24 protein-coding genes are annotated in these 24543 nt (G+C 66.8%); 14 read left to right on the forward strand and 10 right to left on the reverse strand.

Annotation, left to right across the window (positions count from 1 at the left end; all coding sequences use genetic code 11):
• Positions 1-45 precede the first annotated feature (45 nt).
• Positions 46-492, forward strand: coding sequence for an SRPBCC family protein (locus AC5Y47_RS07560; protein ID WP_499943290.1), 447 nt, complete (start codon positions 46-48; stop codon positions 490-492).
• Here AC5Y47_RS07560 and AC5Y47_RS07565 read toward each other — a convergent pair.
• The gene (locus tag AC5Y47_RS07565) at positions 489-1250 is read right to left on the reverse strand and encodes an Rv3717 family N-acetylmuramoyl-L-alanine amidase (RefSeq protein WP_499943291.1); all 762 of its coding nucleotides are present in this window, start codon (positions 1248-1250) and stop codon (positions 489-491) included. The two genes, AC5Y47_RS07560 and AC5Y47_RS07565, sit on opposite strands and share 4 nt — an antisense overlap.
• Positions 1251-1348: 98 nt before the next feature.
• On the opposite strand from AC5Y47_RS07565, the gene AC5Y47_RS07570 reads away from it, so the two are divergent.
• Positions 1349-1717 (forward strand): YbaB/EbfC family nucleoid-associated protein, encoded by a 369-nt coding sequence (locus AC5Y47_RS07570; RefSeq protein ID WP_499943292.1) that lies wholly within the window; start codon positions 1349-1351, stop codon positions 1715-1717.
• 7 nt (positions 1718-1724) lie between these two features.
• Positions 1725-2336, forward strand: coding sequence for a recombination mediator RecR (gene recR / locus AC5Y47_RS07575; protein WP_499943293.1), 612 nt, complete (start codon positions 1725-1727; stop codon positions 2334-2336).
• A gap of 356 nt (positions 2337-2692) precedes the next feature.
• Here recR and AC5Y47_RS07580 read toward each other — a convergent pair whose 3' ends face one another.
• The 5 genes from AC5Y47_RS07580 to AC5Y47_RS07600 all read right to left on the reverse strand — a co-directional run bounded on the left by AC5Y47_RS07580 (position 2693) and on the right by AC5Y47_RS07600 (position 6975).
• A complete protein-coding gene (locus AC5Y47_RS07580) occupies positions 2693-3151 on the reverse strand; it encodes a hypothetical protein (RefSeq protein WP_499943294.1) in 459 nt (152 codons plus the stop codon).
• Complete coding sequence (locus AC5Y47_RS07585) at positions 3148-4341, reverse strand: hypothetical protein (RefSeq protein ID WP_499943295.1); 1194 nt, start codon at positions 4339-4341, stop codon at positions 3148-3150. Before AC5Y47_RS07585 ends, AC5Y47_RS07580 begins: the two co-directional genes overlap by 4 nt.
• Positions 4338-4649, reverse strand: coding sequence for a hypothetical protein (locus tag AC5Y47_RS07590; protein ID WP_499943296.1), 312 nt, complete (start codon positions 4647-4649; stop codon positions 4338-4340). The genes AC5Y47_RS07585 and AC5Y47_RS07590 overlap by 4 nt, the downstream gene beginning before the upstream one ends.
• Before the next feature lie 387 nt (positions 4650-5036).
• Positions 5037-5744: a type 1 glutamine amidotransferase gene (locus AC5Y47_RS07595; protein ID WP_499943297.1), complete on the reverse strand. Its 708-nt coding sequence runs from the start codon at positions 5742-5744 to the stop codon at positions 5037-5039.
• On the reverse strand, positions 5737-6975 hold the full coding sequence (locus AC5Y47_RS07600) for a MurT ligase domain-containing protein (protein ID WP_499943298.1): 1239 nt from the start codon (positions 6973-6975) through the stop codon (positions 5737-5739). The genes AC5Y47_RS07595 and AC5Y47_RS07600 overlap by 8 nt, the downstream gene beginning before the upstream one ends.
• A gap of 196 nt (positions 6976-7171) precedes the next feature.
• Here AC5Y47_RS07600 and AC5Y47_RS07605 point away from each other — a divergent pair, with 196 nt between their 5' ends.
• Positions 7172-8164 carry a DEDDh family exonuclease gene (locus AC5Y47_RS07605; protein WP_499943299.1) on the forward strand — a complete coding sequence of 331 codons (993 nt, stop codon included), beginning with the start codon at positions 7172-7174 and terminating at the stop codon, positions 8162-8164.
• A gap of 157 nt (positions 8165-8321) precedes the next feature.
• On the opposite strand, the gene leuA is transcribed toward AC5Y47_RS07605, so the two are convergent.
• Together leuA and AC5Y47_RS07615 are read right to left on the reverse strand one after the other, a co-directional pair.
• Positions 8322-10181 (reverse strand): 2-isopropylmalate synthase, encoded by a 1860-nt coding sequence (leuA, locus tag AC5Y47_RS07610; protein ID WP_499943300.1) that lies wholly within the window; start codon positions 10179-10181, stop codon positions 8322-8324.
• 179 nt (positions 10182-10360) lie between these two features.
• On the reverse strand, positions 10361-10798 hold the full coding sequence (locus tag AC5Y47_RS07615; protein ID WP_499943301.1) for a TIGR02611 family protein: 438 nt from the start codon (positions 10796-10798) through the stop codon (positions 10361-10363).
• 156 nt (positions 10799-10954) lie between these two features.
• On the opposite strand from AC5Y47_RS07615, the gene AC5Y47_RS07620 reads away from it, so the two are divergent.
• From AC5Y47_RS07620 to AC5Y47_RS07665, 10 genes are all read left to right on the forward strand, one after another.
• On the forward strand, positions 10955-12220 hold the full coding sequence (locus AC5Y47_RS07620; RefSeq protein ID WP_499943302.1) for an aspartate kinase: 1266 nt from the start codon (positions 10955-10957) through the stop codon (positions 12218-12220).
• On the forward strand, positions 12221-13255 hold the full coding sequence (locus AC5Y47_RS07625) for an aspartate-semialdehyde dehydrogenase (RefSeq protein ID WP_499943303.1): 1035 nt from the start codon (positions 12221-12223) through the stop codon (positions 13253-13255).
• A 77-nt stretch (positions 13256-13332) separates the two neighbouring features.
• Complete coding sequence (locus tag AC5Y47_RS07630; RefSeq protein ID WP_499943304.1) at positions 13333-13686, forward strand: hypothetical protein; 354 nt, start codon at positions 13333-13335, stop codon at positions 13684-13686.
• 112 nt (positions 13687-13798) lie between these two features.
• Positions 13799-14182, forward strand: coding sequence for a hypothetical protein (locus AC5Y47_RS07635; RefSeq protein WP_499943305.1), 384 nt, complete (start codon positions 13799-13801; stop codon positions 14180-14182).
• A gap of 187 nt (positions 14183-14369) precedes the next feature.
• Positions 14370-15659, forward strand: coding sequence for an ergothioneine biosynthesis glutamate--cysteine ligase EgtA (gene egtA, locus AC5Y47_RS07640; protein ID WP_499943306.1), 1290 nt, complete (start codon positions 14370-14372; stop codon positions 15657-15659).
• Positions 15656-16939 carry an ergothioneine biosynthesis protein EgtB gene (gene egtB, locus AC5Y47_RS07645; protein WP_499943307.1) on the forward strand — a complete coding sequence of 428 codons (1284 nt, stop codon included), beginning with the start codon at positions 15656-15658 and terminating at the stop codon, positions 16937-16939. The genes egtA and egtB overlap by 4 nt, the downstream gene beginning before the upstream one ends.
• Positions 16939-17649 (forward strand): ergothioneine biosynthesis protein EgtC, encoded by a 711-nt coding sequence (gene egtC / locus AC5Y47_RS07650; RefSeq protein WP_499943308.1) that lies wholly within the window; start codon positions 16939-16941, stop codon positions 17647-17649. The genes egtB and egtC overlap by 1 nt, the downstream gene beginning before the upstream one ends.
• Positions 17646-18611 carry an L-histidine N(alpha)-methyltransferase gene (gene egtD, locus AC5Y47_RS07655; RefSeq protein ID WP_499943309.1) on the forward strand — a complete coding sequence of 322 codons (966 nt, stop codon included), beginning with the start codon at positions 17646-17648 and terminating at the stop codon, positions 18609-18611. The genes egtC and egtD overlap by 4 nt, the downstream gene beginning before the upstream one ends.
• Positions 18608-19717, forward strand: a complete 1110-nt coding sequence (gene egtE, locus AC5Y47_RS07660; protein ID WP_499943310.1) for an ergothioneine biosynthesis PLP-dependent enzyme EgtE — start codon at positions 18608-18610, stop codon at positions 19715-19717. Before egtD ends, egtE begins: the two co-directional genes overlap by 4 nt.
• A gap of 196 nt (positions 19718-19913) precedes the next feature.
• Positions 19914-22382, forward strand: a complete 2469-nt coding sequence (locus AC5Y47_RS07665; protein ID WP_499943311.1) for a PPE domain-containing protein — start codon at positions 19914-19916, stop codon at positions 22380-22382.
• Here the strand turns inward: AC5Y47_RS07665 and AC5Y47_RS07670 are convergent.
• Together AC5Y47_RS07670 and AC5Y47_RS07675 are read right to left on the reverse strand one after the other, a co-directional pair.
• Positions 22379-23047, reverse strand: coding sequence for a class I SAM-dependent methyltransferase (locus AC5Y47_RS07670; protein ID WP_499943312.1), 669 nt, complete (start codon positions 23045-23047; stop codon positions 22379-22381). The genes AC5Y47_RS07665 and AC5Y47_RS07670 overlap by 4 nt on opposite strands.
• 19 nt (positions 23048-23066) lie before the next feature.
• The gene (locus AC5Y47_RS07675; protein ID WP_499943313.1) at positions 23067-24539 is read right to left on the reverse strand and encodes a glutamate-cysteine ligase family protein; all 1473 of its coding nucleotides are present in this window, start codon (positions 24537-24539) and stop codon (positions 23067-23069) included.
• Positions 24540-24543 lie beyond the last annotated feature (4 nt).

A 24543-nucleotide genomic window follows, 5' to 3' on the forward strand; every position in this document is an offset into this window, starting at 1 on the left:
CTATATCGTGGTCCCGACAGCACTACGACAGAGGAGTTGCATTCGATGGGACAGGTGCGGGCAGCCAGCACGATCCTGATCAACGCCGAGCCCGAGGCCGTGCTGAATGCGGTGGCCGACTACGAGAATGTCCGCCCGCGGATCCTTCCCGCGCAGTACAGCGAGTACGAGGTGTTGCAGGGCGGTCAGGGTAAAGGCACGGTCGCCAAGTGGAGGCTGCAGGCGACCGAATCGCGGGTGCGCAACGTCCAGGTGGACGTGGACGTCGCAGGCCACACCGTCATCGAGAAGGACGCGAACTCGTCGCTGGTGACCAATTGGACGGTGGCACCGGCCGGGCCGGGATCCAGCGTCACCGTGACCACCACGTGGACCGGAGCCGGTGGCGTCAAGGGTTTCTTCGAGAAGACGTTCGCACCGTTGGGGCTGAAGAAGATCCAGTCCGAGACGCTGGACAACCTCAAGGGCGCGGTGGAAGGTCAGTCCGGCTAGCGGGCCTGACCCTGGGTGGCCAGGAAACCGGCGACGCCGCGGACCAGCGCGTCGGCGTATTTCTGCCGGCCCTCCGCTGACTCCATCAGCGCCGAGTCCGCCGGGTTCTTCATGTTGCCCAGTTCCACCAGGATCGACGGGTACTGCGCCAGGTTCAGCCCGGCCAGATCCGAGCGGCCGTACAGTCCGCCCTGGCCGATGTAGGTGGCCGGCGTCAGGCCCGAGGCTTGCAGCTGGTCGCGCATGACGCGGGCGAACTGCACCGACGGTCCGGACTGGGCGGCATTGAGCGGCGGCGACGAGTAGTTGACGTGGAAGCCGCGGCCGGACGCCGGTCCGCCGTCGGCGTGCAGGCTGACGATGGCGTTGGGGTGCAGCGAGTTGGCCATGTTGGCGCGTTCGTCGACGCAGGGCCCCAGCGCGTTGTCATTGCCGCGGGACATCGCGGTCCGCACGCCCAGGGCGTTCAGCGCGGCACGCAACCGCAGCGCGGTGTCCCAGGTGAACGTGTGCTCGGCGTAACCGCTGTTGGTGGACGTGCCGCTGGCCTGACAGTCTTTGGTGCCGCCCCGGCCGGTAGGCACCTGACGGCCGATGGACGAGTCGTTGGCGCCGTTGTGGCCAGGATCGATGAACACGACCATGCCGGCCAGGCTGCCGGGGGCCGCGGTGGCAGCCGGGATCGAAGGCATCACCGCCGTAACCACCGCTCCTACCACCAGGGCTATACCGACACGCAGGCTCAGTCGTACGTCCACTGCGCCAAGGTAACCGGGCGCGGACTACGCTGAATGTTTCGAATCGCCCGACACCCGCAGGCGAAACCAACTCGAGACCAAGATGCGAGGGGACTGTCATGCAACCCGGAGGCGATATGTCGCAGCTGCTGGCCCAAGCCCAGCAGATGCAGCAGAAACTGCTCGAAGCCCAGCAGCAGCTGGCGAACTCCGAGGTGCATGGTCAGGCTGGCGGGGGACTGGTCGAGGTCGTCGTCAAAGGCAGCGGCGAGGTCATCGGCGTCAAGATCGACCCCAAGGTCGTCGACCCCAACGACATCGAGACCCTGCAGGATCTGATCGTCGGTGCGATGGGGGACGCGTCCAAGCAGGTCACCCAGATGGCCCAGGAACGGCTGGGCGCGCTGGCCGGCGGGATGCGCCCACCCGCACCGCCCGCAGCGCCGGGGGCGCCGCCGCCCGGTGTGCCGGGCGCTCCGGGCCTCTGATTGCAGCATGTTCGAAGGGCCCGTTCAGGATCTGATCGACGAGCTCGGCAAGCTGCCGGGCATCGGACCCAAAAGCGCGCAGCGCATCGCCTTCCACCTGCTATCGGTCGAGCCGCCCGAGATCGATCGGCTGACGGCGGTGTTGGGCAAGGTCCGCGACGGGGTGCGGTTCTGCGCGGTGTGCGGCAACGTCTCCGACGACGAGCGGTGCCGGATCTGCGCCGATCCGCGTCGGGACGGCTCGTTGGTGTGCGTGGTGGAGGAACCCAAGGACATCCAGGCCGTGGAACGCACCCGCGAATTCCGCGGTCGCTACCACGTGCTGGGCGGGGCGCTGGACCCGTTGTCGGGCATCGGTCCCGAGCAGCTGCGCATCCGTGAACTGCTGACGCGCATCGGCGAGCGGGTCGACGACGTCGACATCACCGAGGTCATCATCGCCACCGACCCCAACACCGAGGGTGAGGCCACCGCCACCTACCTGGTGCGGATGCTGCGCGACATCCCCGGTCTGACCGTGACGAGGATCGCGTCCGGGCTGCCGATGGGCGGCGATCTGGAGTTCGCCGACGAGCTGACCTTGGGTCGCGCGCTGACCGGTCGCCGCTCGATGGTGTGAGGCTGTCGGCGGTTTGCGTTCGCCCCGATATCGAGATTGCATTCTGGTAGGGCGGCACTCGAATTTTCGCTGCTGGTTTTCAATTTCGATGTGGCCGCACTCATGGCCGCCGTACTCAAGATTTATCTGTAAAGGCAGACGGAGTGTAAGACTGTTACCGACGAAAAGATCTAGTTCGTGGACGAACACACGTACGATTTGAGGCCTACGGGGCTTGTGTGGCTATTGATTCAGCAGGGGTGTATCGTCGTGGTCCCGACACGCGATTGCAACCTAGACTCCCTAGGAACTTCAAATTCGCCCTCGGCCAGAGTCCGGTCGCCGCTGCCCGGGGGTGATCCAGCTGGCGGGTTGGTTCACTTTGGTCGGCCGATGCTCCATTCCACGTAGGCTTTGCCTGGCTGGCAGTCTGGGGTGACGCTGACCATCCGGAATGCGTGTTTGTTGGTATTGCGGTATTGGATGTCGTCGCCGACCATCTGGCTGCTCAGCTTTGTTCCCGTGCGTAGAACGGCGAAGCATAGGGGTGAGGCGCTCCCGTCATTTTCCCGTGCTGCGTGTTCCCTGAGCGTCTTGCCGGGGTAGTAATGCGCGACGTAGTCGCGCCATTGGTCGTTGGGCATGAGGAAGTGGACACTGTCAATTTCGTTGCCCATTTCCCCGGTGAAGTAAGTGGCAGATTTGGGGATGTCGACTTTGAGGTCGCCGACGATACCCGGGTCTTGGTCGGTCCAGCCCGGTCCGCATCCGCTGGCCACACAGGCCAGCAGGCCCGCGGCGGTGATCAGGGTGATGCGGTGTCGGTGGCGGGTCACGGCCAGGTGCTCGTGTAGGTGCTCGAGGTGCCGGTGGTGGTGAAGTTTTGTGCCCAGGCGGCGCGGTGCAGATCGTTGAGGTCGGAGGCTTGCGGCCAGGGGTGTCGGTCGGTGCTGTCGAAGTTGTAGTAGTCGTAGATGCTGGTGCGGGCGGCGATGCCATAGTGGCCCTCGCCGCTGGGGGTGGCTATTCCGCTGCTCTGGTAGCTGAACGTACCCAGGGTCGCCCACCAATCGGGATTGGAGGAACTGTCGGGGCGCGCTGGGGTGCCGTCTGGCTTGATGTTGAGGTAGCCGGTTTGAAAGGCCACGGGTCCTCTGTACCCGGCGGGCATCGCACCGACAGCGATTCCTACGGCGTCGCGGGTTTGGGCTTGGGCTGCGGCACGGAACCAGGGCATGTCATAGAGCATGTTGTCCACCGGGACCATCATGGGTGTGCCTGACCCTTGCAGGAAATGTTCCAAGGCGTCAGGTGCGAACTTGTTTCCGGCTACTCGGGCGCCTTCCACCAGTCCCTCCGCCCATAATTGGGTGCCTTGAAGCCCCATTTTTCCCAGTGTGCCCGGGTGATAGGTCCCGTATTGGTCGGGGCCGGACCCGTTGGCGTTAGCGCTTGCGATGGGGCCGGTCGGCGGTGCGGCCGCACCCGGGAAGAACCCGCGGGAGTACCACTCGGAGCCGACCAGCGCCGCTGTCGTGGCTTCGTCGTACTGCTGGGCGGATAACGCCGCCGTCGCCAGCAGCGATCGCAGCTCCGTTTCCAGACGGGCGCGAGCTATCGCCGCACGCCGCTGCTCCACCTCATCTTGGAGGGTTGCTGCATAGTCTTTGGTCAATTGCACGCTGCCGTCGTCACCGATGAGGTACATCCGGCTGTTGTCGGGGTCATCGACCCTATCCAGGATGGCGGTGCGCAGCAGTCCGAGCTGTTGGGCGGCTTGGTCGAGGACAGCGGCGGCGTTGTGCCAGCGCTCAGCTTTTCGTTGCAACATGCCGGCGGAGTCTTTGGAGCGCACCACCGCGGCGTCACGTGCTTCGCCTTGCCAGTCGGTGTCGATGCCGGCGAGCTCGTTGATCACGGTCAACCCGCCTTGGCTCATCTGCTCGGCGCCGCTGCGCAACCCGGCCGCGGTGTTGACCAACCCGTCCAATTTCCAGTCCCGAACTTGGGAGATCCGCAGCGTCATCCAGTACGCGGATTTGGTGGTGTCGAAGACAAATTGCCGTCGAGTTGTTCGAAGGCATGCACCGTGTCGCGCACCCAATCGCCGAAACCGTCGAAATGCGCCGCTAACGCCTGCACATGACCGTGTTGCTCCGCGGCATGCAGGGCCAACCCCGACACCAGCGCGCTACCCGCGCACGCCGCTGCACCCTCGCCAAGGATGACGTCCGCTCGAATGTCGCTCAGCCGGTCGGATACCCCGTACACCTCGTGGGCGAACCCGCGCACTACGTGGGGGTTCAACGTGAACCGATTGGCCAAACTTCTCACCCCCAAAGAATGCGGCTTGCCAGGATCAACTTGAGGCTACCGGCCAAGGAAATGCGCCGTACTGCATTCGCCCCTGTCGCAGGACGCACAGATGATCACGCTGCTCTCCTAGAGAAACGAGAATCGGTCGCCGACATCGGCAGAACCAACGTTCAGGTCGTGCGCGCCTGGCAAGCGTCTTTTCACGTCTCACAACCAGTGTCCAGATTGTTCAGCGGTCAGAAGTCAAAACCGCCTACAGCACCGAGGGCTACATGTACACGCAGGAACAAGCCGCGCAATCCCAGATCACACATGTCACCCACGTCTTAGAATGCTCAAACGGTCCGATCAAACCGTTGCGTTACAGAAAAGCGGTCCGTCAACGTCAGACAGAACAGACCGAAATCAGCGCGCAGCCAACCGCTCGCGGCGCAGCAGATCGACCTCGGGAAGCTCCAGCGGCGCCAGCGCACCGACGACTTTGCCCAGCAGCAGATCGGCCAGCTCCGGATTCCGCGCCAGACACGGCCCGTGCATGTAGGTCGCCACCACACTGCCCTGCACCACGCCGTCGCACCCGTCGCCGGCGCGGTTACCCGCACCCTTGACCACCGCACTCAGCGGTGCAGCTTCGGAGCCCAATTCCGTTCCGCCACGGTGGTTTTCGAATCCCGTCAGCTGCTGCGTCAATCCGGGTAGCAGCGGCTTGGCGACCAGCTCGCCGATGGTCCGCTTGTCCTGCGGTGAGGTAGTCGCATCCAGCATCCCGACGCCGTCGACCCGTTCGCCCGACGACGTCTCATACCAGTGCCCCAGCACCTGGACCGCCGCGCAGATCGCCAGCACCGGCGCGCCGCGCTCGGCCGCCCGTTGCAGGCCGGGATAGCGGATCAGGTGCCGGGTGGCCAGCCGCTGCGCGTAGTCCTCCGCGCCACCGAGGGTGTACAGGTCCAGCGAGTCCGGCACCGGGTCGCCGAGCGTGATCTCGACGATCTCGGCCGGTATGCCGCGCAACAGCAACCGTTGCCGCAGCACCACGGCGTTGCCGCCGTCGCCGTAGGTGCCCATCACATCGGGCAGCACCAGCCCGATCCGCACCGTGGACTCAGCCATTGCGGGCCAGCCTCCGGTTCAACTGCAGGAAGGCGGTGTAGTTGGCGACGACCTCGACCCGTCCGGGCGGGCAGGAGGCGATGGCCGCCATTGTGTCGTGCACCAGCGTGTGCTCGACTCCGGCGTACCCCAGTCGCACGGCCAGGTCGGTGCCGCGTTCGCCCGCCGCAACAACGCGGGTTTCTTCGAAGTGCTCGAACCGCACATCCCACAACCAGGACAGGTCCTCGCCGTCGGGCACCTGACCGTTGACCGCGATCACCACGCCGTCGGCGTGTTTGTCCACCATCGACAGCGCCTCCTGCCAGCCGGCGGGGTTCTTGGCCAACAGGATCCGAGCCTCATGCCCGCCGATCCGGACCGTCCGGTAGCGCCCGGCCACTTCGTCGACGCCAGCGACCGCCCCGACGGCCTTGGCGGGGTCGGCGCCCAACGCGACCGCGGCGGCGACGGCCTGGGCCGCGTTGCCCCGGTTCACCGCCCCCGGCAGCGCGAGGTGCATCGGCAGCGTCAGTCCGTCGGGTCCGTACAGGGTTTCGTCGTCGAACCACCACTGCGGACTCGGCCGCTTGAAGTCGGCGCCCGTGGAATACCAATGACCGGACTCCCGCACGATCACCTCGCCGCTGCGAGGGCAGCTGACCGAGTCGTTGGCCCACGAGCCGCCGGCGGCGACCCACACCACGTTCGGGCTGTCGTAGGCGGCCGAGGTCATCAGCACGTCGTCGCAGTTGGCGACGACGACCGCGTCCGGATGCCGGGCCAGCCCGGCACGCAGCGTGCGCTCGATGACGTTGATCTCACCGACCCGGTCCAGCTGATCACGCGACAGGTTCAGCAGTACGACGGCGGCCGGCTCGACGGCGTCCGACACGTGTGGCACGTGCATCTCGTCGACTTCCAGGGCGGCCAGCCCGGCCCGGCGGTCGGCGGCCAACGCGGCCACCAGCCCGGCGTCCATGTTGGCGCCCTCGGCGTTGGTGGCCACCCGCTCATTTGGGTCTAATGTGCCCAAAGCCGCCGCCGTCATCCGGGTGGTGGTGGACTTGCCGTTGGTTCCGGTGATCACGACCGTGCGCCGGCCGGTGCCGAGCTGCCGCAACACCGAGCGGTCCAGCGTCATCGCGACCAGCCCGCCGATCATGGCGCCCGCGCCGCGCCCGGTGACCCGCGACGCCCAGCGCGCGCTGGCGCCGGCGGCGAGAGCGAGGCGTGCGCGGGCGGTGATCACCCGGGAAGTTTAAAGGCGATCGCAAACGCGGCGCTTCGCGCCGGGTGCAGCGGGTCGCCGACCAAAGTTTTTTACAGGCGATCGCAAACGCGGCGCTTCGCGCCGGGTGCAGCGGGTCGCCGACCAAAGTTTCCGGGCCGGCGACACGACGCGTCAGCGACCCGGCGATGTCGGCCCGACGTGCCATCCTCGACCCATGAACCCGATGTCCTGGGGCCGCCCGGCGCGCGAGCCGGACGCGGGATGGGCCGTCATCGACGTCGAGACCTCGGGTTTTCGCCCCGGTCAGGCCCGGATCATCAGCATCGCCGCGCTGGGCCTCGACGGCGCCGGGCGGGTCGAGCAGTCGGTGGTCAGCCTGCTCAATCCCGGAGTGGACCCGGGCCCCACGCACGTGCACGGGCTCACGGCCGCGATGCTGGAGGATCAGCCTCAGTTCGCCGAGATCGTCGACGACGTCGTCGAGGTGCTGCGCGACCGCACACTGGTGGCCCACAACGTCGCGTTCGACTACTCGTTCCTGGCCGCCGAGGCCGAGATGGCCGGCGCCGAGCTGCCGGTCGATTCGGTGATGTGCACCGTGGAGTTGGCCCGGCGGCTGGAGCTCGGCGTGCCGAATCTGCGGCTGGAGACGCTGGCCGCGCACTGGGGTGTCACCCAGGAACGGCCGCATGACGCGTTCGACGACGCGATGGTGCTCACCGGAGTGCTGGCCGCCGCGCTGCAACGCGCGCGGGCCCGCGACGTCTGGCTACCGGTGCACCCGGTGACCCGGCGCAGCTGGCCGAACGGCCGGGTGACCCATGACGAGCTGCGACCGCTCAAGGTGCTGGCCGCCCGGATGCCGTGCCCGTATCTCAACCCGGGCCGTTACGTCTCGGGCCGGCCGCTGGTCCAGGGCATGCGGGTGGCGCTGGCCGCCGAGGTGGGGCGCACCCACGACGAACTAGTCGAGCGGATCCTGAATGCCGGGCTGGCCTACAGCGACGACGTCGACCGTGCCACGTCGTTGGTGGTCTGCAACGACCCCGCACCCGAGCAGGGCAAGGGCTATCACGCCCTGCAATTAGGGGTGCCGGTGGTGTCGGATGCGTTGTTCATGGACTGTGTCGGGTCCGTGGTGGGCGGCAGGAGCATGGAGGAGTTCGTCCCGGCCGCCGCCGACGACGACCAGTTCGTTTTGTTCTGACGTTTCGTCGCGGCGGGTCCGGGCTATTCAACATATGTAAGAGAGAAGCCCGAACCGTCCCGGCGGTAAGCGATTTCGATCGGGGGCTCTCCCGCCAGCTAACAAAACCGCAAACCCGGCCCGACCCGACCCCCCAGGGCCGGGTTTGCCCTCGGAACTAGCGGGACGCCCGGTTGACCGCCGACACGACGGCGCGCAGCGACGCGGTGGTGATCGACGGCGCGATACCCACACCCCACACAGTCTTGCCGGCCACCGGGCCTGATGGGTGCCGACCCGCTTCGCCCGGCGTCACCGCGCTCGCGATCGACACCGAAACCTCCACATACGCCGCGGCCTGAGCATCGTCGCCCGAGCTCATCGCGTGCTCGGAGTAGTCGAGCACCGCCACGTCGAACCCCACCCCGCCCAGCGCGTCGACGAACGCGGCCAGCGGCCCATTTCCGGCCCCGCTGATCTCGGTCTCCACGCCGTCGATCTTCACGGTCGCGGTGATGCTGGTGGTGCCGGTGTCTTCCTCGTCGGCGTCGACGCGCTGCTTGATCCGCTCCAGCGGCAGCACCGGGGCCAGGTATTCCTCGGAGAACGCCTCCCACATCTCCTTCGGCGACACCTCGCCGCCCTCGCCGTCCGCCAGCTTCTGGATGACCTGCGAGAACTCGATCTGCAGCCGTCGCGGCAACGCCAGGCCGTGGTCGGCCTTCATGATGTAGGCCACCCCGCCCTTGCCGGACTGCGAGTTGACCCGGATCACCGCCTCGTAGGTGCGCCCGACGTCCTTGGGGTCGATCGGCAGGTACGGCACCTGCCAGAGCATGTCGTCCATATCGACGTCTGCCGCATCTGCATCCAGCTTCATCGCGTCTAAGCCCTTGTTGATCGCGTCCTGGTGACTGCCCGAGAACGCGGTGTAGACCAGGTCGCCGCCGTACGGGTGGCGTTCGTGCACCGGCAGCTGGTTGCAGTACTCGACCGTGCGGCGGATCTCGTCGATGTTGGAGAAGTCGATCTGCGGGTCCACGCCGCGGGAGAACAGGTTCAGCCCCAGCGTGACCAGGCAGACGTTGCCGGTGCGCTCGCCGTTGCCGAACAGGCAGCCCTCGATCCGGTCGGCCCCGGCTTGGTAACCCAATTCGGCTGCGGCGACGGCGGTTCCGCGGTCGTTGTGCGGGTGCAGGCTCAGGATCACCGAGTCGCGGTTCGCCAAGTTGCGGCTCATCCACTCGATCGAATCGGCGTAGACGTTCGGCGTGGCCATCTCCACGGTGGCCGGCAGGTTGAAGATGATCGGGTTGTCCGGCGTCGGCCCGATGATCTCGCCGACGGCGTTGCACACGTCACGGGCGTATTCCAGCTCGGTCCCGGTGTAGGACTCCGGTGAGTATTCGAAGCGCCACCGGGTGCCGGGGTATTTCGCCGCCTCCTCGACGCACTTGCGTGCCCCGTCGGTGGCGATCGCCTGCACCGCCGCCCGGTCGGCGCGGAAGACCACCCGGCGCTGCAGGATCGACGTCGAGTTGTAGAAATGCACGATCGCCTGCGGCGCGCCGTCGCACGCTTCGAACGTCCGCTCGATCAGCTCGGGCCGGCATTGGGTCAGTACCTGGATGGTGACGTCGTCCGGGATGGCGCCGTCGTCGATGATCTCGCGGACGAAGTCGAAGTCGGTCTGGCTGGCCGACGGGAAGCCGACCTCGATCTCCTTGTAGCCCATCCGGACCAGCAGGTCGAACATGCGACGCTTGCGGGCCGGGCTCATCGGGTCGATCAGCGCCTGGTTGCCGTCGCGCAGGTCCACCGCGCACCACAGCGGCGCGTGTTCGATGACGCGGTCGGGCCAGGTTCGGTCGGCCAGGCGAATGGGCTCGACCTCGTCGGCGAACGGGCGATACCGGTTGACCGGCATCGACGAGCCACGTTGCGGATTCCAGGAAGGCTGGCCGGGCCGGGGCGGGCCGGCGGGTTTGACGACGGTCCGAGCCGATACGTAAGCGTCGGGTGAATCAGGATTGGTCACGGTTGGTGCTCCAGGGTGTGTGAGTGAGGAACCTCAGACCGGCGCATCGCGAATTCCCGCGACGGGAAGCCAGTCTGGATCAGACCCCGTCGCGGCGTCCGAGAAGGAGCACCCGCTGCACGTCCTGCACTCTACCGCTCTGGGCTTGTTCACCAAAACCGCACTTGTAGGCAGACGCACTATCCGCCGAGCCCGATGGGACTCTTCAACCACGCCCAGTCCCAGCCCACCAAACGGGCCATCCAGCCGAACACCCCCATCAGCCACAACGTCGCGACCGTCACCACGGCGGTGAAGACCGTCCCGACCGCTTGCACTGCCCAGTGCTGTCGGCGAAACCACCCCATCGCGGTGTCATAGCGATCGCGGACATAGTCCAGGAGCCGCCGGAAGACGCCGAACTCGCTGGCCAGCACGGCCAACCCCAGGAAGACGATCGCCCAACCCGGACCCGGATACGGGATCGCGACGATACCGCCGACCAGCAGAGCCGACCCGACGATGCCCACCGCAATGCGGTAGGTCACATTCGCCGTGGGCCGTTTCCGCAGTCGATCCCGCACGCGAGCCAGCCGGTGCCCGATACCGCCGGCTTCTTCCTCGGTGTCGTCGGTCACATCTGCACCGTATCGGCCGGTGCGCCGGATGCTACGCAGCTTGTCAGGACCGGTCGCGCTGGCGCATCGAGAAAATTGGAGATGCGCGGCCCCGTATCCTGTTGTGGACTAAATGGGAGAAACCCGTACCCCGAAGCCCCAGACAGGAACATTTCAGTGGCGCTCGTCGTGCAGAAATACGGCGGATCATCGGTGGCCGACGCCGACCGGATCCGCCGCGTAGCCGAGCGGATCGTGGAGACGAAGAAGCAGGGCAATGACGTGGTCGTCGTCGTCTCCGCGATGGGTGACACCACTGATGACCTGCTGGATCTGGCTCAGCAGGTCTGCCCGGTGCCGCCGCCGCGCGAACTCGACATGCTGCTGACCGCCGGTGAGCGCATCTCGAATGCGTTGGTGGCCATGGCGATCGAGTCGCTGGGCGCCCACGCCCGTTCGTTCACCGGTTCGCAGGCCGGCGTGATCACCACCGGCACGCACGGCAACGCCAAGATCATCGACGTCACGCCGGGCCGGTTGCAGGCCGCGCTCGACGAGGGCCGGATCGTCCTGGTCGCCGGGTTCCAGGGCGTCAGTCAGGACACCCGCGACGTCACCACGTTGGGTCGCGGCGGTTCGGACACCACCGCGGTCGCCCTGGCCTCGGCGCTGGGCGCCGACGTCTGCGAGATCTACACCGACGTCGACGGCATCTTCAGCGCCGACCCGCGGATCGTGCCCAATGCCCGCAAGCTCGACACCGTCACCTTCGAGGAGATGCTCGAGATGGCGGCCTGCGGCGCCAAGGTGCTGATGCTGCGCTGCGTCGAATACGCCCGCCGTTACGAACTGCCGGTGCACGTCCGGTCGTCGTACTCGGACAAACCCGGCACCGTCGTCGTCGGATCGATCAAGGACATATCCATGGAAGACCCCATCCTCACCGGTGTCGCGCACGACCGCAGCGAGGCCAAAGTGACCATCGTCGGCATCCCGGACATCCCCGGCTACGCGGCCAAGGTGTTCCGCGCCGTCGCCGACGCCGACGTGAACATCGACATGGTGCTGCAGAACGTCTCCAAGGTCGAGGACGGCAAGACCGACATCACCTTCACCTGCGCGCGCGACAGCGGACCGACCGCGGTGGCCAAGCTCGATTCGCTCAAGGACGAGATCGGCTTCACCCAGCTGCTCTACGACGACCACATCGGCAAGGTTTCGCTGATCGGTGCCGGTATGCGCAGCCATCCCGGTGTCACGGCGACGTTCTGCGAGGCGCTGGCCGCGGTGGGCGTCAACATCGAACTGATCTCCACCTCCGAGATCCGGATCTCGGTGCTCTGCCGCGACACCGAATTGGACAAGGCCGTTGTTGCACTGCACGAGGCGTTCGGGCTCGGCGGCGCGGAGGAGGCGACGGTGTACGCGGGGACGGGGCGGTAAGTGGTTGCCATAGGAGTTGTCGGCGCCACCGGTCAGGTGGGCCAGGTGATGCGCACGTTGCTGGACGAGCGTGACTTCCCGGTGACGTCGGTCCGGTTCTTCGCCTCCGCCCGCTCACAGGGCCGCAAGTTGCCGTTCCGCGGCCAGGAGATCGAGGTCGAGGACGCCGAGACCGCCGACCCGAGCGGCCTGGACATCGCGTTGTTCTCGGCCGGCGGCGCCATGTCGAAGGTGCAGGCGCCGCGATTCGCCGCGGCCGGGGTGACGGTGATCGACAACTCGTCGGCGTGGCGCAAAGACCCCGACGTGCCGCTGGTGGTGTCCGAGGTGAACTTCACCCGCGACGCGGCCAACAGGCCCAAGGGCATTATCGCCAACCCGAACTGCACCACGATGGCCGCGATGCCGGTGCTCAAAGTCCTGCACGACGAAGCCGGGCTGACTCGCTTCATCGCCTCCTCCTACCAGGCCGTCTCCGGCAGCGGGCTGGCCGGAGTGGAGGAGCTGGCGACCCAGGCGCGCGCCGTCGTCGACGGTGCGGAGGCACTGGTGCACGACGGACGTGCGGTGGACTTCCCGGCGCCCCGCAAGTACGTCGCGCCGATCGCATTCAATGTGGTGCCGCTGGCCGGTTCGTTGGTGGACGACGGCTCCGGGGAGACCGACGAGGACCAGAAGTTGCGCTTCGAGAGCCGCAAGATCCTGGGGATTCCGGACCTGCTGGTCAGCGGGACCTGTGTGCGGGTTCCGGTGTTCACCGGGCACTCGCTGTCGATCAACGCCGAGTTCGCCCGGCCCATCTCGCCGGAACGGGCCCGCCAACTGCTGGACGAGGCGCCGGGCGTGAAGCTGGTCGACGTGCCCACCCCGTTGGACGCCGCCGGCGTCGACGAGTCGTTGGTCGGCCGCATCCGGCAGGACCCCGGAGTTGCGGACGGACGCGGTCTGGCGTTGTTCATTTCGGGGGACAACCTGCGAAAAGGCGCGGCGCTGAACACCATTCAGATCGCCGAGCTATTGGCCGCACAGCTCTAGCCACCCTCTGACGCTCACAGCTGTTCCATAACTGGCGCATAGCTGTGACTACTGGTCCGGTGGGCATCATCGGTTCTATGAGCCAAATCGCTGACACCCCACCAACAACGACGACCACCGCGGTCGCGCCCCCACTCGAGCGCCGGACCCCCAAGGTATTCAAGGCGGCGGCATGGGTCGCCATCGTCGCCGGCGTCGTCTTCATCGTCTCGGTCATCTTCTTCACCGGTTTCCGGCTGGGCCTCGCCAGCGGACATGGCGGCGGGCATCACCGGCACCACAAGCACCACCCGGCGATGTATCACCACTGGAACAACAACAACAACGGCGGCGCCCCGGCGGTGAGCCCGGGATCCGGTCCCGGTGGTCCCGGCCAGGTGCCGTCCTCGGTCGCGCCGTCGACCACTGCGTCTCCGACACCCGGCCGCTGACACGACAACCCAGTAGCCCGGTGCTCACCTGAGCACCGGGTTACGTCAATTCATGACAACTTTGCAGCCGCGCCCCTTTACGGTGTCGTAGGCCTGCGCGATATTCGAAGACATGAGTGATCCAGCCGCGCCTCCGCCCCTACCGGCGTCCCCCGACACCCCGCCGCCGCCCCCGCCTCCCCACCACCACGAAAAGCCGCCACGGTTGTATCGCGTGGCGGCATGGGTGGTGATCGTCGCCGGCATCCTGTTCATCGCGTCGACGCTGTTCTTCGCCGGCGCCATGGTGCTGGGTGCCGGCAAGTGCCATCACCATCGTCATCATCACGGCTCGTTCGAGCAGGGCGGTCCCGGCGGCCCGGGTGCGGGCTGGCCCTATCGGTTCCCCGGACCGCCTCCGGGCTTCCCACCACCGGGGGTGGGCGGGCCCGGCGGCCCCGCAGGGCCGGGCCAGGCCCCGACCAGCACCGCTCCCAGCAGTCCACCGGGACGCTAGTCCGCGACTTCGCTGGGTGGATGAGGACGGCCGGATCCTGAAGTCGGCTGCGGGAAGGAAATTGGGTACCTGTCTAACTCGTGCGCTCAAACCGTGCGGGAATATGTCGGCACCATCTGGAAGATGAAGTGATGGTGGTTGCCGTTCCGCTAGCCGCGCGTCCGGCCGGTTCCGGAGGGAGCGTGAGATGACACGCAGCGCCCCGACCGCCTCCGCACCGCAAGTCGACGGAGGCGACGCGGAGCTGGGCAGCTCGGCGGCCGTCGCGCAGCAGATCGCCGACGGTTGTCTGGCGGACGGTCCGCTGCGGCGCATCGGCCTGGAGGTCGAGGCGCACTGTTTCGACCCGGCCGATCCGCTTCGCAGGCCGGCCTGGGACGAGATCCTGCGCGTCATCAAGTGGCTCAGTCCGCTACCCGGCGGCAGTGCCATCACCGTCGAACCCGGTGGCGCCGTCGAGCTTTCGGGCCCGCCGGCCGACGGGGCGCTCGCTGCGATCGATGCGATGAAACGCGACCAGGCCGAGCTCCGGTCCGCCTTTGCCGATGCGGGCCTGGGGTTGGTGTTGCTCGGCACCGATCCGTTGCGGTCACCGGCGCGGATCCACCCCGGCGCGCGCTACCGAGCGATGGAACAGTTCTTTGCCGCCAGCCATAGCGGGGCTGCCGGTGCGGCGATGATGACCTCCACGGCGTCGATCCAAGTCAACCTGGACGCCGGACCGCAGGCCGGCTGGCCCGCGCGGGTCCGGCTGGCGCACGCGCTGGGGCCGACGATGATCGCGATCGCCGCCAACTCACCGATGCTGGGCGGCGAGTTCTCCGGTTGGCAGTCCACCCGACAGCGGGTGTGGGGACAGATGGACTCCGCACGGTGCGGACCGATCCTCGGAGCCAGCGCTGACGATCCCGGCACCGACTGGGCGCGGTACGCGTTGAAGGCTCCGGTGATGTTGCTCCGAAGTGCGGACCCGCAGCAGGCGACCGCGATCACGCACTACGTGCCGTTCACCGACTGGGTGGACGGGCGGGTGCTGCTCGGGGGTCGCCGCCCCACCCAGGCCGATCTGGAATACCACCTGACCACGCTGTTCCCGCCGGTGCGGCCGCGCCAGTGGCTGGAAATCCGCTATCTGGACAGCGTGCCCGAGGCGGTCTGGCCCGCGCTGGTGTTCACGTTGGTGACCCTGCTCGACGATCCCGTCGCGGCCGACCTCGCGGCGGAGGCGGTCGAGTCGGTGGCCACCGCCTGGGACACCGCGGCCCGGCTCGGGCTGCGCGACCGGCGGCTCTACACCGCCGCCAACCGTTGCGTCGGCATTGCCGCCGAACGGGCGCCGGCCGAGCTGGCCGAACCGATGCAGCGGCTGATGCTCGACGTCGAAGTCGGACGCAGCCCGGCCGACGACTTTTCCGAGCGGGTGATCCAACACGGCATCGCCGGTGTGGTCTCCCGGTTGGCGCTGGGCGAGTCGTGATCGCACGACAACGCCTCGCCGACGATCTGGCGCGGGCACGCACACGCACATTGCGGTTGGTCGACTTCGACGACGACGAACTGCGCCGGCAGTACGACCCGCTGATGAGCCCGCTGGTCTGGGATCTGGCCCACATCGGTCAGCAGGAGGAACTCTGGCTGCTGCGGGACGGCGACCCGAACCGCCCCGGAACGCTGTCACCGCAGGTCGAGAGGCTCTACGACGCGTTCGTGCATTCCCGGGCCAGCCGAGTGGACCTGCCTCTGCTGTCGCCGACCCAGGCGCGGACCTACTGCAGCACCGTCCGCTCGGCGGCGCTGGACGTTCTCGACGCCCTTCCCGAGGATGCCGGCGACTTCCAGTTCGGGCTGGTCGTCAGCCACGAGAACCAGCACGGGGAAACCATGCTGCAGGCGCTGAACCTGCGCACCGGAGTGCCGCTATTGCGCGATACCGCCGCGTTGCCGCCCGGCCGGGACGGTGTGCGGGGCACGTCGGTGCTGGTGCCCGGCGGGCCCTTCGTGCTGGGCGTGGACGCTGCGACCGAGCCGTCCTCGCTGGATAACGAACGACCCGCGCACGTCGTGGACGTGCCGGCCTTCCGGATCGGGCGGGTGCCGGTCACCAACGGGGAATGGCAAGAATTCGTCGACGACGGCGGCTACGCCCAGCCCCGGTGGTGGTCGGATCGGGGCTGGCAGCATCGCCGGCAAGCGGGGCTTACTGCGCCGCAGTTCTGGAACGCCGGCACGCGCACCCGGTTCGGCTACGTCGAGCGCATCCCCGCCGATGAGCCGGTACAGCACATCAGCTACTTCGAGGCCGAGGCCTACGCGGCCTGGGCCGGTGCCCGACTGCCCACCGAGGTCGAATGGGAGAAGGCTTGCGCGTGGGATCCGGTGGCCGGGGCGCGCCGTCGGTTCCCCTGGGGAGACGACGAGCCGTCCGGTGAGCAGGCCAACCTAGACGGCAACGCCCTGCGTCCCGCACCCGTCGGCGCATACCCCGCCGGCGCGTCGGCCTACGGGGTCGAGCAGATGCTCGGCGATGTGTGGGAGTGGACCAGCTCTCCACTGCGGCCGTGGCCGGGCTTCGTGCCGATGATCTACCAGCGCTATTCGCAGCCCTTCTTCGACGGCGACTACCGGGTGCTGCGGGGCGGATCGTGGGCCGTGGCGTCGTCGATTCTGCGGCCCAGCTTCCGCAACTGGGACCACCCCTACCGTCGCCAGATCTTCTCCGGTGTGCGCCTGGCTTGGGACGTCGAGGCGCCCGTCTGATGTGCCGTCATCTGGGATGGCTCGGCGCCGCGGTGAGTGTCTCGTCACTGGTGCTCGACCCGCCGCAGGGCCTGCGCGTGCAGTCCTACGCCCCGCGGCGGCAGAAGCACGGTCTGATGAACGCCGACGGTTGGGGCGTCGGTTTCTTCGATGCGACCACCCCGCGACGCTGGCGCAGCGCGGCGCCGCTGTGGGGAGAGGCGTCCTTCGAGTCCATCGCCCCTGCGCTGCACAGCCATTGCGTGGTGGCGGCGGTACGGTCGGCAACCCTCGGCATGCCCATCGAACCCAGCGCGACCGCGCCCTTCACCGACGGCCAGTGGCTGCTGTCGCACAACGGCGTCGTCGACCGCACCGTGCTGCCGCCCTCTTCGTCCGCCGAATCTTCCTGCGACAGCGCGCTTCTCGCGGCAACCATCTTCGACCGTGGCATGGAAGCGTTGGGCGACACCGTCATCGAGATCGGCACCGCCGACCCCTTGGCCAGGCTGAACATTCTGGCGGCCAACGGTTTTCGGCTCGTCGCGACCGCGTGGGGGGACACCCTGTCCATCCTGCGCCGCGACGACGGGATCGTCCTGGCCAGCGAACCCTATGACGACGACCCGAACTGGACAGACGTGCCCGACCGCCACCTGGTGCAAGTCGACGCCGACGGCGTGACCGTGACTCCTCTGAACAGCACTGCACCGCCGAAAGGACTCGAATGACGCTGACGCTGTCGAATCATCTCGCCGAGGACGCCGCTCTGCACGCGTTGCGTCACGACGTGTTCCACGGCTTACAGAAGACACCGAAGTCGTTGCCGCCCAAGTGGTTCTATGACTCCGTCGGCAGCGACCTGTTCGACCAGATCACCCGGCTACCGGAGTACTACCCGACCCGTGCCGAGGCCGCGATCCTGCGTGACCGGTCCGCCGAGATCGCCTCGGCGAGCCAGGCCGACACCCTGGTCGAACTGGGCAGTGGAACGTCGGAAAAGACCCGCATGTTGCTCGACGCCCTGTGCGAGCGCGGTGCCCTGCGCAGCTTCGTGCCGTTCGACGTCGACGCGGGCATGCTGGCGACCGCCGCGGAGGCGATCCAGCGGGAGTACGCCGGAGTCGAGATCCACGCGGTCTGTGGCGATTTCGAAGAGCACCTGTCCGAGATCCCCGAGGGCGGCCGCCGGCTGTTCGTCTTTCTGGGCTCCACTATCGGCAACCTCACCCCGGGGCCGCGCGCCGAGTTCCTGGCGGCTCTGTCCGGGGTGATGTCGCCCGGCGACAGCCTGCTGCTGGGCACCGATCTGGTCAAGGACACCGGTCGCCTGGTCCGGGCCTACGACGACGCCGCCGGGGTGACGGCCCGCTTCAACCGCAACGTCCTGGCGGTGATCAACCGGCAACTCGACGGAGATTTCGACGTCGACGCCTACCAGCACGTCGCGCGGTGGAACGCCGACGAGGAACGCATCGAGATGTGGCTGCGCTCGGACCGTCGGCAGCGGGTCCACGTCGGTGCTCTCGACCTGACCGTCGACTTCGACGCCGGTGAAGAGATGCTCACCGAAGTGTCCTGCAAATTCCGTCCGGATGCGGTCGGGGACGAATTGGCCGAGTCGGGTTTGCGTCGCATCCGGTGGTGGACCGACGCCCCCGGTGACTTCGGTCTGTCGCTGGCCATTAAATGAGCTCGCTGGCACAGCGTTGGCGCGACGCCCGCCCCCCGGTGGCCGGGCTGCACCTGGACAGCGCGGCCTGCTCACGGCAGGGCTTCGCCGCGATGGACGCCGCCGCCCGGCATGCCCGGCACGAGGCCGAGGTCGGAGGCTACGTGGCGGCCGACGCGGCCGAGCCGGTGCTGGATGCCGGACGCGCCGCGGTGGCGACGCTGTGCGGTGCGCCCGACGCCGAAGTCGTCTTCACCACGGGTTCGTTGCATGCCCTGGATCTGTTGTTGGGCAGTTGGCCGCGCGACCGCCGCACGCTGGCCTGCCTACCGGGCGAGTACGGGCCGAACCTGGCCGTGATGGCCGCGCACGGATTCGAGGTACGCCAGCTGCCGACGCTCGACGACGGACGGTTGGCGATCGACGACGCGGCGTTCGTGCTGCAGGAGAATCCGCCGGACCTGGTGCATTTGACGCCGGTGGCCAGTCACCGCGGCACCGTGCAACCGCTGGCGATGACGGCGGAGCTGTGCCGGGAACTGGGTGTGCCGCTGGTGGTGGATGCCGCGCAAGCCCTGGGGCAGATCGATTGCGCGGTGGGCGCCGACGTCACCTATGCCTCGTCGCGCAAGTGGATCGCCGGACCGCGCGGGGTGGGCGTGCTCGCGGTGCGGCCGGAACTGTTGGCGCGGTTGGCGCCGCGGGTACCGGGTTCTCAGCTCGGCTTCGGAGAGGCCAATGTCGCTGCGCGAGTGGGCTTTTCGGTGGCCGTAGGCGAATACCTGGCCTACGGTCCGGAGGAGGTGCGCGCCGGGCTGGCGGAATTGGGGGCGGCGGCGCGTTCGCTGCTGGCCGACGTTGACGGGTGGCTGGTGGTCGAGGAGGTCGAAGAATCCAGTGCCATCACCACGTTGCTGCCGGTGGACGGTGCCGACGTCGAGGCCGTCCGGTCCTGGTTGCTGGCTGAGCGGCGGATCTTGACGACGTACGCGGGTGTGCAACGGGCTCCGCTGGAGCTGACGACGCCAGTGCTGCGCATTTCCCCGCACGTCGACACCACACCGGACGATCTGGAGACATTCGCAGAGACGTTGATCGAGGCGACGGCGGCGACCGCCGCGGTTTGAATACAAAACCAGGACTGCGCCGCGGAGCCCTGGCTCCGTGCAAAAGGTCTGGGAATCGCGGCGAAGCACTGGTCATATTGCGCGTGTGTGGAGTAGCTTGACGCTCGGTACGTGTTGAGGTGCATGAACAGGGTGGGCGCCTGTGCACCCTGCCCGGTGATCCGCTTTGACGTCGGCCCCGTCAGGAAGGTTTCCGATGAGCTTCTTTGTGTTGCCGCCAGAACTCAACTCGTTGCGACTCTTTACCGGTGCCGGACCAAGCCCGATGCTGGAGGCGGCCGGCGCCTGGGATGCTCTGGCCGCCGAATTGAGTTCAGCGGCAGAATCATTCGCCTCTGTCACCTCGGGCCTGACCGGTCAGGCATGGCAGGGCCCGGCGTCCGCGGCGATGTCGGTGGCGGCGGCGCCGTACTCCGCCTGGCTGAGCGCGGCTTCCACTCAGGCGCTCGGCGCGGCCGCGCAGGCCAAAGCGGTCGTCAGCGCATTCGAGTCGGCAGTGGCCGCGACCGTGCATCCGCTCGCGGTGGCCGCCAACCGGTCCAACTTCGTGCAGTTGGTGCTGTCGAACATTTTGGGATTCAATGCGCCGGCGATCGCGGCCGCCGAGGCCGTCTACGAGGAGATGTGGGCGCAGGATGTAGCCGCGATGATCGGCTACTACAGCGGAGCGTCGGCAGCGGTGTCAGCACTCGAGCCGTTTGTCGCGCCGTTGAAGGGCCTGCTCGGCGCGGCCGCGGGCACGCCGTTAGCCGCAGCAGCCACCAGGACACTCGACATCACAATCGGTCTCGCCAACGTCGGCGCTTCCAACATCGGCCTGGGCAACGTCGGCATTGCCAACTTCGGCAACGGCAATCTCGGAAACTTCAACATCGGATCTGGAAACTTCGGCGATTCGAATTTCGGTTGGGGTAACTTGGGCATCTCGAATCTGGGGCTGGGCAACTTCGGCACCGGCAATCAGGGATTCGCGAATGCGGGGAACTTCAATATCGGCTTCGCCAATACCGGGAACAACAATGTCGGCATCGGGCTCACCGGAAACAACCAGACCGGGATCCAACTGAACTCGGGCACCAACAACATCGGTTTGTTCAACTCCGGGAACGGCAACATCGGCTTCTTCAACTCCGGTACCGGAAACTTTGGTCTCTTCAACTCCGGCAGCTACAACACCGGGCTCGGTAATTCAGGTATCGCAAACACGGGATTCTTCAATCCCGGCACCTTCAATACCGGCAATTTCAACGCAGGCACGACCAACTCGGGCAATTACAACGTCGGCAACTACAACACCGGCGACGTCAACCCGGGATCGATCAATACCGGCAGCTTCAATACCGGCAACACCAATACCGGATTCGCCAACTCCGGCAGCATAAATACGGGCGCTTACAACTCTGGCAACCAGAACAACGGGTTCTTCTTCACCGGCAACCAGCAAGGCGGCGCCTACTTCAGGATCGGCACACCCGATATCACGCTGCCCCCCATACATATCCCGCCGATCCCGGTAGGTGCGTTCGACCTGCCCGAGATCTCCATCCCGTCGATCCAGTTCCCGGGCTTCGTCCTGCCGCCGATCGGTCTGGCCGAATTCGAACTGCCGGCCATCACGGTTCCGCCGATCATTATCGAGCCCGGATCGCTGCCCTCCTTCCGCATAGGTGGGTTCGACCTGCCGCAGATCACCACGCCGCCTCTCGAGGTGTCACAGGTAACCCTTCCCCGGATTGAGATTCCACTTTTCAAGACGCCCCTGGTCACGATTGATCCGTGGAGTCTGCCGTCGGTTACCGTGCCGCCGATTACTATTCCGACGCTGTCGATTCCGAGTTTCGTCATCGGTGTGGCCGGCGGTGGCCAGACGCTCATCCGGCTGATCGATACCGGTATCATCTTGCCTGAGCTCGGTGTCACCCTGAGTTCGTTCACCATTCCGATTTCCATCAGTAATGCGGGCGGCTCTATCGGCCAGTTCGGCTTACCCAGCATTCAGATCGGCGCCATGACGCTGCCGACACTCACCATCAGCGGCCCCGGTGGTGATCCCTACAGTATTCCGCCGATTACCCTTTCCGGCTTCAAGATCGACCCCATCACGATCCCGCCAATCCACTTGGAACCGTTCAACCTACCGACGGTCAGCTGGCCACGGTTCAGCCTGCCGGGCATCTCCATCCCGCCTATCAACCTCGGCCAGTTCGACCTTCCGGAGATAACCATCCGGCCGTTCGCCACTCCGCCGTTGACCATTCCGCCGATCGGACTGAGCGACTTCCTGCTGCCGGCCATCGACATCCCGAGCATCACTTTGGATGCGACCACGATCGCCGAAATTCAGCTCCCACCGGTCCCCGGCTTCTTCAACGCGGTGGACAACCCGTCGTCCGGCTTCTTCAACAGTGGCGTCGGCGGAAGCTCGGGCTTCTACAACCGGGGAACCGGTTTGTCGGGCTTCGTCAACCAGAATCCACTGGGATTGTTGTCCAGCTCGGGGTTGAACGTCTTCGGCGACGGCATATCAGGTATCTCGAACTGGGGTCGTGCCATCTCCGGATTCGGCAACGTCGGCACGCTGCCGCTCGCGGTCGACAGCGTGGTCTCGGGTCTGTCCAACGTCGGTCACCACTTGGCGGGCATCTTCCTGCAAGGCACTACCTAAGCCTTGTGCGCGCTCAGTAGGTAGGCGGGCATCATCACGCGGCCCTTGTCGTCGCGCGGATGCGGCCAGGGCGGCATGCCGGGTACCTCGAGCATGTTGCCGTGCACCGCTGCCGGCCGCACGTCGTCGACCTCGAAGTACTTGCCGACGGCCGTGCGCAATTCGTCCTCGTCGACTTCATTGGGCTTGACCGGGGACTCCGCCGGGAACGCGCCCTTGGCAAATGCCAGAACGTAGAAATCGGCCCCCGGCGCCGCAGCGCGATGCACCGCGCTCAGGTAGGCGTCGCGGTCTGCGACCGGCAGCGAATGGAACAACGTGCTGTCGATCACCGTGCCGAAGCGGCCGTCGTACCCGGAGAACTTGGTGATGTCGTCGGCAACGAATGTGGCCGTGGACAACCCCCGCGTCTCGGCGGCCCTGGTGGCCTCGGCAATGGCTGTGGGCGAGCGGTCGATACCGACTACGGTGTAACCCTCGGCGGCCAGTGCGAGCGACAACTCGGCCACCCCACATCCGGCGTCGAGCACCTCACCGTGCACTTTGCCCGCGGCGATCAGCGCGGCCAGATCCGGTTGCGGCTCACCGATGTTCCACGGCGGCGGCGCGTCGAAAACTTTCTCCCGGTACGCGTCGTCCCAGTCCATTACCTCGGGTGTGGTCATGTTCCCAACGTACGCGCGGCTAGACGTCCCAGGTGTGCACCGGTTCATTGGCGTGCATGTGCTCGCAGTACCGGCGCAGCATCTCGGCCAGGGCGCGCGACCGGTCCATGCCGCCTCTTTCCAGCGCGTCAACGGTGGCCACTTGCCACGTCGCGCCGTTGCGCCCGGCCTTGGCCCGGCCCTCGATGACGCCCAGGAAGCGGTCACGCACTTCCACGTCGACACCCCAGCGCTGCAGACCCGCATGCGCCATCGGCAGCAAGGTGTTCAGCACCAACTCTCGCGTGCTGGTCTCGCCGACTCCCGGCCAGTGCAGCCGCGCATCGATGCCCTGGCGCGCGGCCTGCAGGAAATTGCGTTGTGCCACCGGGAAACTCAGGTGTGACCACAGCGGGTCCTCGGCTTCGGACAACGTGCGCAGCATGCCGTAGTAGAAAGCCGAATTCGCCACCATGTCAACGACACTCGGGCCGGCGGGGAGTACCCGATTCTCCAGCCGCAGGTGCGGGCGGCCGTTCACGACGTCGTACACCGGCCGGTTCCAGCGGTAGACGGTGCCGTTGTGCAGCCGCAGTTCGGACAGCTGCGGCGCGCGTCCGGCTTTCAGCTCTGCTTCGGGGTCCTCCTCGGACATCTCGGGCAGCAGCGACGGAAAGTAGCGGATGTTCTCCTTGAACAGGTCGGCGACCGAGCTGATCCACCGTTCGCCGAACCACACCCGGGGCCGCACGCCTTGAGTTTTCAGCTCCTCGGGCCGGGTGTCGGTGGACTGTGCGAACAGCTCGATGCGCGTTTCGGCCCACAGTCGGTGACCGAAGAAGAAGGGTGAATTCGCACCCAGCGCCAGTTGCGGCGCGGCCAGCACCTGCGCCGCGTTCCAGTTGGCGGCGAAGTCGTCCGGGGCCAGCTGCAGGTGCAATTGCATACTGGTGCAAGCTGATTCGGGCGCAATGGAGGCAGCCTGCCAACTCAGCGGCTCCGGGCCGGCGATGTCGATCGGGATGTCTTCACCGCGAGCGGTGAAGATCGACTCGTTGAGTGCGGTGTAGCGCTTGGATTCGCTCATCCAGTTGTCGTCCAGATGCGCGGGCATCAGGGTGGGCAGGATGCCGATCATCACGATGTGCGAACCGCCGGCGTTGGCCTTGGTTTCCGCGTCGTTGAGACTGGCCCGCACCTCGCTTTCCAGGTCCAGTCCGGTGTGTCCGGGTAACGGGCGCGGCGGCACGTTGAATTCGATGTTGTAGGCGCCTAATTCGGTCTGATAGGCCGGGTCGGCGATCGCTGCCAGCACGGACCGATTCGACATCGCGGGTTGGTAGTCGGCGTCGACGAGGTTGCATTCGATTTCCATGCCGGTCAGCGGGCGCTCGAAGTCGAAGCTGGTTCGGGCCAGCATCTTCTCCAAGACGTCCAGACACAGCTGCACCTTGTGCCGGTACTCCCGCCGTTGTTCGGGGTCGTACGTGGTGCATTTGACCTCTTCGCCCACAGAT

Source organism: Mycobacterium sp. NGS22 (assembly GCF_059813095.1).